Source organism: Prolixibacter bellariivorans ATCC BAA-1284 (genome assembly GCF_000621705.1).
In the GTDB taxonomy this organism is placed as follows: Bacteria; Bacteroidota; Bacteroidia; order Bacteroidales; family Prolixibacteraceae; genus Prolixibacter; species Prolixibacter bellariivorans.
Map to the genome: position 1 here is coordinate 36063 of NZ_JHXO01000008.1, position 11998 is coordinate 48060.

At 42.6% G+C, this 11998-nt stretch carries 13 protein-coding genes; 9 read left to right on the plus strand and 4 right to left on the minus strand.

Going from position 1 to position 11998, the window contains the following annotated elements:
• Positions 1–153 precede the first annotated feature (153 nt).
• The 4 genes from T426_RS25745 (at position 154) to T426_RS23340 (ending at position 3200) form a co-directional block, all read left to right on the plus strand.
• Positions 154–381, plus strand: coding sequence for a hypothetical protein (locus T426_RS25745; protein WP_153637608.1), 228 nt, complete (start codon positions 154–156; stop codon positions 379–381).
• A gap of 711 nt (positions 382–1092) precedes the next feature.
• Positions 1093–1977, plus strand: coding sequence for an SDR family oxidoreductase (locus T426_RS0110080; RefSeq protein ID WP_025865961.1), 885 nt, complete (start codon positions 1093–1095; stop codon positions 1975–1977).
• Positions 1978–2110: 133 nt separating this feature from the next.
• Positions 2111–2551, plus strand: coding sequence for a MarR family winged helix-turn-helix transcriptional regulator (locus tag T426_RS0110085; protein ID WP_025865960.1), 441 nt, complete (start codon positions 2111–2113; stop codon positions 2549–2551).
• Between the two features lie 55 nt (positions 2552–2606).
• Positions 2607–3200 carry an NAD(P)H-dependent oxidoreductase gene (locus T426_RS23340; protein WP_234406882.1) on the plus strand — a complete coding sequence of 198 codons (594 nt, stop codon included), beginning with the start codon at positions 2607–2609 and terminating at the stop codon, positions 3198–3200.
• Between the two features lie 146 nt (positions 3201–3346).
• Here T426_RS23340 and T426_RS0110095 read toward each other — a convergent pair whose 3' ends face one another.
• Positions 3347–3538, minus strand: a complete 192-nt coding sequence (locus T426_RS0110095; RefSeq protein WP_025865958.1) for a cold-shock protein — start codon at positions 3536–3538, stop codon at positions 3347–3349.
• Between the two features lie 561 nt (positions 3539–4099).
• Here T426_RS0110095 and T426_RS0110100 point away from each other — a divergent pair.
• Complete coding sequence (locus T426_RS0110100) at positions 4100–4606, plus strand: hypothetical protein (RefSeq protein WP_027585631.1); 507 nt, start codon at positions 4100–4102, stop codon at positions 4604–4606.
• A gap of 70 nt (positions 4607–4676) precedes the next feature.
• Complete coding sequence (locus T426_RS0110105) at positions 4677–5540, plus strand: alpha/beta fold hydrolase (RefSeq protein WP_025865956.1); 864 nt, start codon at positions 4677–4679, stop codon at positions 5538–5540.
• On the opposite strand, the gene T426_RS23345 is transcribed toward T426_RS0110105, so the two are convergent.
• A complete protein-coding gene (locus T426_RS23345) occupies positions 5537–6571 on the minus strand; it encodes a M20/M25/M40 family metallo-hydrolase (RefSeq protein WP_025865955.1) in 1035 nt (344 codons plus the stop codon). The genes T426_RS0110105 and T426_RS23345 overlap by 4 nt on opposite strands.
• Positions 6568–7857, minus strand: coding sequence for a M28 family metallopeptidase (locus T426_RS0110115; protein ID WP_025865954.1), 1290 nt, complete (start codon positions 7855–7857; stop codon positions 6568–6570). Before T426_RS0110115 ends, T426_RS23345 begins: the two co-directional genes overlap by 4 nt.
• A gap of 162 nt (positions 7858–8019) precedes the next feature.
• Here T426_RS0110115 and T426_RS26000 point away from each other — a divergent pair, with 162 nt between their 5' ends.
• The gene (locus T426_RS26000; RefSeq protein ID WP_051568971.1) at positions 8020–8958 is read left to right on the plus strand and encodes a helix-turn-helix domain-containing protein; all 939 of its coding nucleotides are present in this window, start codon (positions 8020–8022) and stop codon (positions 8956–8958) included.
• A gap of 55 nt (positions 8959–9013) precedes the next feature.
• Here the strand turns inward: T426_RS26000 and T426_RS0110125 are convergent, their stop codons facing one another.
• Entirely contained in the window at positions 9014–9679 is a 666-nt protein-coding gene (locus tag T426_RS0110125; protein WP_025865806.1) for a cysteine hydrolase family protein, read from the minus strand.
• A gap of 286 nt (positions 9680–9965) precedes the next feature.
• Between T426_RS0110125 and T426_RS0110130 the strand changes: the two genes are divergently transcribed.
• Positions 9966–10901, plus strand: a complete 936-nt coding sequence (locus T426_RS0110130; RefSeq protein ID WP_036985419.1) for a helix-turn-helix domain-containing protein — start codon at positions 9966–9968, stop codon at positions 10899–10901.
• A 114-nt stretch (positions 10902–11015) separates the two neighbouring features.
• The gene (locus T426_RS0110135) at positions 11016–11780 is read left to right on the plus strand and encodes an SDR family NAD(P)-dependent oxidoreductase (RefSeq protein WP_025865807.1); all 765 of its coding nucleotides are present in this window, start codon (positions 11016–11018) and stop codon (positions 11778–11780) included.
• Positions 11781–11998: the final 218 nt, after the last annotated feature.

Consider the following 11998-nt stretch of genomic DNA (forward strand, 5'->3'; position numbering starts at 1 on the left):
ATGTGGGATTTTTTTTAAACAACACAACCAGCATTACTCGGCTGGTTTGTGAAAAAAAAGAACAACTTCTCATCAAAAAATTTTCCAAAACCGTAACTTTTTCGTTTTTAAGCAGTCTATTAATACAAACAGTGTACACTTCGAATAACTGTCATGAAAAAGCTACTGTTTCTATATATGCTGCTTTTGTTTACCGCCTGCACCGAAAACGGGTCGCTTCATCACCGTCGGAGACCAATCCAACAAACTTCCGTGATGTGCGCTGAGACAGAAGAACACGCCGTGGCTGATCCAGGACTTGTCATCTCCGTTATTGTCAACAGGGAAATTGCCCTGTACGAAACCTCACGTAATTCCACCATCAAACCGACAGAAAATTAGCCCGCCAAACTGGCTCCTTTCGCTCGTCAATAAGCCATCCTCCATAAGAATGTTTTTCCTGCATAAAGAAGGCCCGGTTTTGAAAATTGAGACGACACAAATTACCCTCCAACCTATCTTTGTTGGCAAAAAACCTGAACCAAATCAGGACTGATTATTTTGCAGGAAGTTCGAGTATGAAAGCTGGAAAACGCACACTACTGAAAGACTTCATTAAATTCCAATCCACTCTCAATGGAAAAACAATCATCAATAATTAATGATGCCTTCAGGTGGCTGAAAAAGCAGAGTTCACACATACATCATTCATATGATGTTAATTACGCAAATGCGAACACATCGACAATTGAATACACAAATATCCATTCGCCACCAATTTCACATCAAAAAGGAGAAACTCCACCGAGAACGATGAAATTAAAAAGTCACAACATCAGCCTTCGAACAATAAAAGATTTCAATATCCGAAATACTCATAATGAAACATATAGTTTCTTCCCGGAAAGGTTCGAAATGAAAACAAGTAGAAGTTTTCCCTAAAAAAAGCGGCGCAAAAGAGGTAGTAAAATATTAAAGATATAAATCGAAGAGTGCTTGAAAACGAAGGCTTAATTTATCATACTACATACAGCATTCGCTTTAAATATCCTCCTAAATCGATATATTTACAGAGAAGTAAAACAATATTACGAACGACAAAAAAACAGCAAAATGGATACCAAACAAACTACAGAAACAGTCTTATTGGCCGGCGCAACCGGTTACCTCGGACATTACATCGCAGAAGAATTGATCCGGCAAAACATCCCTGCAAAAATCATTGCCCGCCGCCCTGAAAAAGTGGAATATCTCGGTGGAGAAAACCGGGAGATCATCCACGCAGAAGTTACGCGACCCGAAACACTGATCGGAGTGTGCGAAGGAGTGACTACTGTCATATCCTCTATCGGCATCACCCGACAAAAAGATGGCCTTACCTATATGGATGTCGATTACCAGGCCAACCTGAACCTGCTCAACGAAGCAAAGAAAGCCGGTGTACGAAAGTTCATTTACGTATCTGCCATTAACGGGGATAAATACCGCCAGTTGAAAATATTCCAGGCTAAGGAAGCTTTTGTGGATGCACTGAAAGCGTCGGGGCTCGATTATACGGTCATGCGCCCCAACGGCTTCTTCTCCGATATGCGCGATTTCCTCGACATGGCCAAAGGCGGAAGAGTGTATCTTTTCGGAGACGGCCATTATCAGATGAATCCCATTCATGGTGAAGACCTGGCCAAAGTATGTGTTAATGCTATTTCTTCTGAAGAAAAGGAAATTGCCGTAGGCGGGCCGGATAATCTTTCTCAAAACGAACTGGCTACACTCGCACTGAAAGCCTGGAACAAACCGATAAAAATCACGCATCTCCCCGATTGGATTCGCAGGATGACCATTGGTCTGGTCAGGACATTCACCTCTTCAAAAACCTATGGCCCCATCGAGTTCTTCCTCACGCTCATGGCCGACGACCAACTAGCTCCTAACTATGGAGAACACCACCTGGAGGATTTCTTTAAGAAAGAAGCAGAAAGAATGAGACGTGAGAAATGAACAATGAGGCTAAAATGAGGGTCTTGGGGTAAATCAGGAGGTTGTTTCCGGTACTGATATTCCTATACTTTTTTGTATCTATTTCGTTCGATATTTGTACGTACAAACTTTTCATCTATATTTGTCCGGTCAAATGGAAAAGAACGAACAACAATGTAACGGACCGCTGGAGTGCTGCCTCTATTTCACAGCCAACTCACTATCACGCTATATCAACGAGATGGCAGAGGAAGCTTTTGCCCCTACCGGACTGGCTCCATCATACAGTTATCTGATGATTCTGGTAACTAACCAACCGGGCTTATCGCAAAATGAGTTGAGCCATCGGATGAACTTGAAACCATCGACGATGACACGCTTTGTTGAGAAGCTAAAGCAGCGGGAACTGGTTTACACCAACCAGGAAGGCAGAACGGTATATGTTTACCCGACTGAGCAGGGCAAAAAGTCTCGCCCGGTTATCGACCAGGCACTGAAAAGACTCTACGACAAATATTGTGATGTACTGGGCGAAGATTTAGCGGTCAAACTCACGGCTGATATTCACAATGCCAATCAAAAACTTGGGAAGTAATATTTTTTTGTTCTAACACTTGTATGTACAAATATATAAATACGAAAAGCAACAAATGAGTAAGATGAATCAAACAACAGCAAAGACAACCATCATCATGGGCCATCCGACGCCGGAATCTTCGCTGGCAAATAAGACCATCATTGAAAAAGTAGAAAAAGAACTGGAAAATGTAGAAATACGGAAGCTGGGAGCGCTTTATCCCGATTACCAAATCGATGTAGAAGCTGAACAACAGGTGCTGCTCGAAAGTGATGTAATCGTTCTTCAGTTTCCTTTTTATTGGTACAGTGTTCCCGCAATCCTCAAGCAATGGATCGACAGCGTATTCGCCTACAACTTTGCTTACGGACGTGAAGGAGACAAACTGAAAGGAAAAGCCTTTATCGTTTCTACCACAGTGGGCGGACCACAGGAAGCCTATCACCCCACCGGATACAACCACTTCCGAATGGACGATTTGTTGCGCCCCCTCGAACAAACGGCTTACCTGGCCCAAATGGATTTCCGCACTCCGGTCATCGGCCACGGAATGATTTTCGTGCCTGGCGTATACAATACGCAGGAAGAAGTAATAAATCGTGCTACACGACAAGCTGAACGATTACTGTCAGCCATCCGGGAAGCAGTTCCACAACCGGTGCAATAAATAATGCTTTGAAACCTGTAACTGTTCATCGTTACAGGTTTCAACTTTCAGGTTAATACAGCAACTTCGGAGGACACGTTCAGGCATAAAAAAAGCCTCACTAACCGTGAGGCTCAAATCTTAATGAATATGTCGTTTAAACTTACTTACGCAAGTTTAACATTTACCGCATTCAATCCTTTTCTTCCTTCTTGCAAATCGAAGGTTACTTCGTCATTTTCCTGGATTTCATCAACCAATCCGGTTACATGCACAAAATACTCATTGTTTGATTCTTCGTCTTTAATGAAGCCAAAACCTTTGGTGTCATTAAAAAATTTTACTGTTCCTTTATTCATTGTTATTTATTTAATACGCCGCAATATACGCATTGTATCCGAAATCCAAACACCATCTTTTATTTTCTCAAAAATAATTTCACCAAAAAACACTTAAGCACTCATTATCAGCCATATAAAATTAAAATATTTTTTTCGACGTTTTTCCTAATCAATTGTAGGATTGCACGTTAACAATGACGCAAAAATCATAAAAACAACTATAAAAGAGTCCACCGGCTGCCGTTTTACAGTAAAAACCAGCAAAAAATTGCGCCAGCTTCGGAATTATTTATCCAAATCGCTATTCATTACAAGGAATTAAGGTGTGAATATCGGTGGCAGAAAACCGATGAAGAAGGAGATGCATAACAGAAAGGTCAAAAAATAAATTGACCATTCAACAAACAAATGAAAAGAACATGAAACGAATGGCATGAACATTGTTCTTACCCGTATAGTATCGAAAGATAATTATCCCGAATGATATGATTAACAGACAATCTATTACCATGAGGTTGGAATAGTTAAACTACTACAAGCTTAAAGTCAACCATGAAGTCATACCTAAACTTAAAAGCTATGATTAGAAAAGCAATCCTTATTATCGCAATACAGTTGTCTGTATTAAGCACCCTCTATGCTCAGAGTCTAAGCGAGCAAATAGGCGGCATCAAAACACACTTCCAATTATACTCTCTAACAACCAACCTGGATGCCAGTGAACAAATGCTTGTATTAAGAGCGGAAACCAAACATTATTCTGACGAAACCTATGCAGCCGGATGGGGCTTTGGTTATCGCTCTTATCATCTGGAATTTATTACTCAAAAGGAATTGAATGACCAAAGACTTCCTTATAGTATTGGAAAAGCCCGTTACACCAGACTAAAATTAACGTTTTACAATGCAAACAAAGATATCCTTGCCTCCTTCATGATTCCTTTTGAACGAGTCGACAGGCAGTCCAACCCTTCTGCAAAAGGAGGTCCATTCTTTTACTCGATTGATCTAATTAATATACCATTAGTCTTGCTGGGACAAACAGCTGCAATTGATATGGTCGAGATGGTGGCCAACCGGAAATAGGGAAAATGCAAAATAATTCATCTAAGTAGCTAAAACCTTTAACTTTGATAAGCTGCAAAATTCAGAAAGAATGAAAAACAAACGGTTTATCAAAGTCGCCAATCATATCAAGCTGTGGGTCGAGACCTATGGGAATACAACGGATAAAGCCTGTCTGTTTATTTCCGGCGCCGGTGCCAACAGCTCGTTCTGGTCGGAACGGTTGTGTAACCGCATAGTAAACGATGGATTTTTCGTCATCAAATACGATCACCGTGATTTCGGCTACTCATCAAAAATCGACTTCGAAAAGCATCCTTACGATTTGATGCAACTGGCAAAAGACGCTTTGTCGATTATGGATTCCCTGGACGTAGAAAAGGCTCATGTCGTTGGCCATTCCATGGGTGGCTTCATTGTGCAGCTGTTAGCGATTCATAATCCGGAAAGAATCCTTTCCATGGTTTCAGCCTCTTCATCAACCAACTCACCCAAAGTTCCCCCACCACCGGATCGGACGTGGCAGATATTCATGAAATGCAAACCACAAAACAACTACGAAAAGGATATCAGCGAATTTTTACCGGTTTGGGAATATTTGAACGGAACCGCAGCTTTCGACAGGGAGCTGGCCATCAAATACACAAAGAATATTTACGCTCGTCAGGAAATTACCGAACCATTGGGAGAATCGCACGTAAAGGCACAAGCCAACCTCACTGACCGGACCGAATCATTACGACAAGTGAAAATCCCAACATTGGTCATCCACGGTGAGGAAGACTACCTGGTTGACAAATACGGAGGTATACAAACAGCCAAATGTATTGAAAACGCTGAGCTGGTTTTAATACCCAAAATGGGACACATTCCGTTCAATCAGGAAATCCTTTTACGATTTGAAGATGAAATCGCTCGGTTTTTGAACCGGAACAAAAAAGATGATCGGAATTAGTTGCTGTATAACTTCACCCCTCTTCGATAATATTCACTCTCCTTTTTCCAAAAAGGTACGGATTGAGCATTGGAAATCTCCTGCGCTAACAGGGCATACACCTGGCTAAATTTCAACAGGTAGGAATAATCGAAGTCATCGGTCGCTTCGTCTGCCGTCTGATGGACATATTTGAGAATTTCGTCATCAATCCGGTCAAAGCCGGGACTGATGGTGACCGAAGGAATTCCATTTTCGGCAAAGACAATATTATCTCCTTTTTCATACAAATACGCCAGCTCTTTCGGATAAGGTAAACAAGCAACTCCGAGATTGATAACCGGATTCCAAAATTGTGAAAGAAACTCAATCTGGTTCTTACCTCCTACCCTGATCTGCGTAGTATCGTTAAAACCGCCGCCATCATTATTGAGAACAAATACTATCTGCTGTAGGGCAACCGGACAATGCTCCATAAAATACCGAGCTCCCAGCATTCCTTCTTCTTCACCGGTAGTCGCAACGAAAATGACCGAACGGTTAGGTGGAAACTTCGATAGTTCTTTAGCAGCATAAATCAAAGCCGCCGTTCCCATCGCATTATCTCTGGCTCCGTTGTAAACCGAGTCCTCCCCGGAGTGATTCTTCCCGTGTTGCACTCCTAAATGATCATAGTGAGCGCACAGTAACACATATTCATTTTTTAGTTGCCGATGAGTTCCTTTAATAAAGCCTGCAACATTCTGACAGCTCACTTCCTTATTATCAATAAGAAATTCAACAGGTTGAAGATAATCGTTAAAAGTTTCGAACGGCTGCAATCCAGCGGCCCGAAACTGTTCGGCAATATAACGTGCTGCAATATGCGCCTCAGTTGTGCCGACCTTTCGTCCCATCAATTCGTCGGAGGCCAGAAACCTGAGATGAGCCATTAATTCATTCTTTTCCTGTTTTCGAACCGCTGAAGTTTGATTTTCCGAAACACATGATATTGCCAGTGAGAACACTGTATATAAAACAAATAGAATCTTCAACCAAACAACCTTCATCATCTTTCCAGCGTTTTTAGTACGATTTTCAAAACAATCTTACCACAATCGACCAAAGACTGCTCATGAACCTGAGAAGGAACATCTTTCGGGCTATGCACCTCATTCCCCGAAGTCCCAATCGCCGAAGCAACAACACCCGCCTGAGCAAATGTCATTTGATCGGAGCCTGTGTTACCCGCGTAAGTAACAGGAATGAACAGCTCATGTGTGCTTTCTTTGATGATATCAGCCAGCCAGGCCGGTCGGTTGCTAATGGCGAACAAAGGAAGTACTTCGGGTGCCAAGAGCCGCCAGTTTGATTCAATTCCTTCCAGTGAGCGACTCCTCATGAATTCAGGAAACTGCGTGTTTCCGGTTTGTTCGGGTATACCATGAACGCCGCCCGTTGTTTCGATAAAAATATGCTCACCAGCAAGCTGGTCCATATTTAATACCAGCTTACAGTCCGCTATATTCTGCCTGTGCCTGTTCAGGTATACTCTTGAACCCAACAGTCCTTTCTCTTCGCCACCAAAGGCAACGAATTTTATATTCGCATTTAAACTATCCTGGTATTGCCTGAAGAATCTGGCCAGCTCGATAAGGACACCAACACCGGAAGCATTGTCATCGGCGCCCGGGCTTCCGGGATACGAATCGTAGTGCGCTGAAAGTATGATTTCATTTTTCGGGTGATATTTTCCCCGCACAACACCAACTACGTTCTGCGAAGTGTGTTTCCTGATATCACCATCGATTGCACAGACAAGTCTCCTCCCCACCTCTTTCGATATTTGCCTGAATGCCAACCTGGGGATAACCAAAATCAACCGGGGGCTCCCGAAAAACAACTTGAAATAGGCTGAATTCGTTAACGGATACGACGCAACAACAATCTGATCGGCAATCTCCGAATCGGTGGTATTGTTAGAATCCAGCAGAATAAAGTTCCCTTGAAACTGAAAATTCCCAACGTATGGATTAAAGCATACCTGCGAAGCTTCAACGGGATGTCCGTTTATCTCTAATTCCGTTTTACGGACATCAAATGATTCGAAGGTAAATTTCTCCATCGTTGTTTCAATGCCGACATCCGACAACTCGTTGAAGATATAGTCAGCAACCCGCTTTTCCTCAGGGGTTCCGACACTGTGAACCCCGATACCGGAAATGTGGGTAATATGCCCAAATGAATTCGGTCCAAAATCGGATGGGAAATCAACCTGGGAGGAACGAAGCTGAGCATAACCGGTGCCACTGCAGAGAAGTAAGAAGCAATTAAAAGAAAGCAGAAAGATGTGTTTCATGATGAAATGCCATGTTGATTTAAAGCAATGATAAGATGAAACAGCACGTCATTTAACCCACCAAAGGGGGATTTTGAAATTCCCCACTTTAGGGGGGAAACATTGAAACCAATATTCCGAAAAAAATATAATTGGCTTAAAAAAAAGCGATAAGTTTGCTTTATGGATTTATTGTTAACCATAGTAGTCTCGACAACACTGGGCATAAGCTTTATTCCGGTAATCCTGACGATTTTAAAAACGGATAAGGATAATCGAAGGATTTTCCGTCCGCTATTCTATGTCTTCCTTTCAGTAAATTCGATTTGGTACTCCGTATTATTTATCCAATTGCTGCAAGCAAACCAGGCGCTGAATATACATTCCCATATTGCATTGGAAATATTCACCTCTTCCCTTCTCTTCATCACGAGGTTTCTTTTTCTTATTGCTTTTGTACGACTCATTCTTTTACTGCTTGATTTCGATATACCGAAGACATTTAAGCTTGCGCTGAAACTTTCGGGATTTGTGATTGCCGGGTTCTGGCTACTGGGGTGGTTAGCGTTTTTCTTTCTAAAGAGCGGTGCATTAAGCGATAATCTTCTTCTCTATACCGATATACTGATATTCTTTATCGTCATTGTCTCTTGTGTTTACCTGATTTACCAAACCAAACTGGTTCCTGAAAATAAAAGCGGGAAAGCCATCAGAATGTTAGCATTTGTCTTGCTCATTCCGATGCTACTGGGTTTGTTGAAATGGTTAGTCGGAGGAATATTAATGCTTGAAAATCCTGTTTGGGAACGATTAAGTATTCACCTGTTGGTTCTACTAATGAATCTACTTTTCAGCTTGTGGCTCATCAAGTATGGTAAAGAGCTGAAAGGATTCAGAATACTAAAAACACATCTGAATAATACCGATGAATTGTTTGAAAAGTACAACATTTCCAAACGTGAGATGGAGGTCATTCAGCTGATTTGCGAAGGCTACACGAATCAACAAATCGCCGACAAACTATTTATTTCCATTGAAACGGTAAAGGACCATAACTCCCGGATCTTCCTCAAAACGGAGGTAAAAAACCGCACGCAACTGGCCAGGTTATTTTTAAGGTAGTGTGGACTTTCCCAAAAAACTTTGGTCGTACTCCCCTCTTTCGGTTCGCCGATAGTTAATCGAAGCTCAGACTATCCATACTGACAAGCTTAGCGCCGCGAGCTTGAAACACGGTCATCATACTATCTTTCATCTGTTCTGATTCCGACAGGATGGCGTCCCTGATGAGTGCCACATCGTAGTTTCTGTTTTGCGCTGCTGCCACGGTCGTGTTGATGCAGTGTGCCGCATCCAGACCGACGATATATAACTTATTAACCTGATGCTGACGAAGCACTTCATCAAGTGATGTTTTGAAAAAGGCATCATTCCGGCTTTTGACCACTTTCATATCGGAAACGAGATTCAGTCGCTTATCAAACCGCGCCCCCGGGCTACCGGCTGCATACGAGCTATTCAGTAAATTAATCAGCGGATTCCTGATTTCACTTCGAATGTAAATAACAGGCAGGTTATGGAGTTGAAAGCTTTCGGTTAACCCGTTTATCGTATGAATTAAATCTTCTGATTCGGCAATATAGTATTGGTTTAACGAAGACTTGCCGGTGGTTGCTTCCTGAACATCGATGACAAGCAGTGCCGGACGTACTATATCGGAAGTTGCAATCGGCTCTCCTTCCGAAACAACCGAAGCTCTCTTTTCGAAAAGCAGCAGGTTACCAATCAGGATAACAATAATTAAAACGATGGTCCCTAAAATTCGAAAAATGATTCGTCTCATTGATCGCTGTTTCATGTTCTGTACATTTACGTGTCAATCCACCGCATACGCGTGAATACCATTGCAAGAATAGCGCTTTACTATGTTTAAATATACCCACTAAAGTTGGGAAATACAGAAATCAATTGATATAAAAGATATAACCGAAGGATAATGCCCTTTGTAGAGACGTAGCATGGCTACGTCTCTATGATGTTTACAGGAAAACTTTCCGGTTCCATTCTACACGTAACAGTGATGGACATTTCGTATCTTTGAATTTTGCAAAACAGCATATCATCGATACATGGACATAAAGAATATAACGCTGGAAGAGTTTTACCGGGAAGCTGCCAACTTCACCGGCAGGGACATCGACTCACTCCTGCCACCGGGCATCAACAAGGAAATTGGACATTTCAACGTATTCGACATTGCCGAAACTATCAGGGAGGTAAAACGGAAAAAGGTGATGCCTTACAACCGGCGGGCCTATTACAAGATTAGTCTCATCAGGGGAAAGAACCGGGCCGAATATGCCGACAAGGTTATCGATATAAAAACCAATGCTCTGCTGTTTGCCACTCCCAAAGTACCGTACAACTGGGTGTCGCTGGATGAAAACCAGGCAGGCTCCTTTTGTGTGTTTACCGATGAGTTCCTGGTGAAAAACAAAAGCGGTGTAGCACTCGACGAACTGCCCATCTTCAAATCGGGCGGTTATCCCGTTTTCGAAATCACCGACGAGAAAGCGGAAGAGATAGCCGCTACCTTCCGGAAGATGAAAGACGAAATCGCATCGGATTATGAATTCAAATACGATCTGCTTCGCAACTATGTGCTCGAACTTATTCACTATGGTCAGAAGCTGCAGCCTGCCACTGCATTGCATTCTCATCAAAATGCATCCGCCCGCATCCTTTCGCTCTTTATCGAATTGCTGGAAAGGCAGTTCCCCATCGAATCAACCAATCAGCGGCTTACACTGCGAACCGCAAAAGAATACGCCGAAAGACTGGCTATCCACGTCAATCACCTGAATAAGGTATTAAAAGAAAACACCGGGAAAACCACCACGGAGATTATCACCAGCCGGATGCTGCAGGAAGCCAAAATCCTGCTAAAGCAAACCGATTGGAACATATCGGAAATTGCCTACAGTTTGGGCTTCGAAGAGGTCGCACACTTTTCCAATTTCTTCAAGAAACAAACGTCGGTAGCTCCCCTAACTTTCCGCACCTAACTGCACATATTTGATTTTTGCAAATCATGGATTGATATTTACAAACCATAAGCCTCGTTCCTGCTTCATCTTTGTATCGTTAAATAACAGTAGTAAACGTTAAACACAAATATGATGACAAAGACAAATAGAATTGCCCTCGTAACCGGCGGCAGTCGGGGACTTGGAAGAAACATGGCCATTAATCTCGCCAAAAAAGGGATTGACGTAATTCTCACTTACAACAGCAATGCACAAAAAGCTGATGAAGTAGTAGCCGAGATTCAGTCGCTTGGTCAAAAAGCCAAAGCATTTCAGCTCGATACCAGTAACGTGAAGCTTTTCGATGATTTCTTCGGAAAAGTATCATCCTATCTGAAAGAAGAAACAGGCAAACCGAATTTCGATTTCCTCATTAACAACGCGGGAACCGGATTGTATGCATCGTTTGCCGAAACAACCGAAGAACAATTCGATGCAGCGCTGAATATTCATTTCAAGGGTGTGTTCTTCCTGACACAAAAAGCACTGCCCTTCATCAACGATGGCGGACGCATCATCAATATTTCCTCAGGGCTGGCACGTTTCTCTTTTCCGGGTTCTTCCACGTATGCATCCATGAAAGGCGCCATCGAAGTACTCACCCGCTACCTGGCAAAAGAACTCGGCTCACGAGGCATTGCTGCCAATGTGGTAGCACCGGGAGCCATCGAAACCGATTTCGGCGGTGGCCATGTCAGAGACAACAAGGAAGTAAACCAACATATCGCCAGTCTGACAGCATTAGGTCGCGTCGGGTTACCCGATGACATTGGCGGTGTAGTAGCCTTCTTGTGTTCCGATGAGGCACGCTGGGTTAACGGGCAACGAATTGAAGTTTCCGGCGGAATGAACCTGTAAACTCACAAACATGAATACAATTGTAGAGACGTTGCATGCAACGTCTCTTTTTGTTTAAAAATACCCGAAACAGCAAAAGCCCAGGGCCTCGAACAATAAGACGGTAAAGTAGAGACGCGATTAATCGCGTCTCTACCAAATTCAAATCAACACCGGCACAACCATCTGAAAAACATAAAATCCCAAACAGACAAAATCATTCATTTAGTTAAATTTGA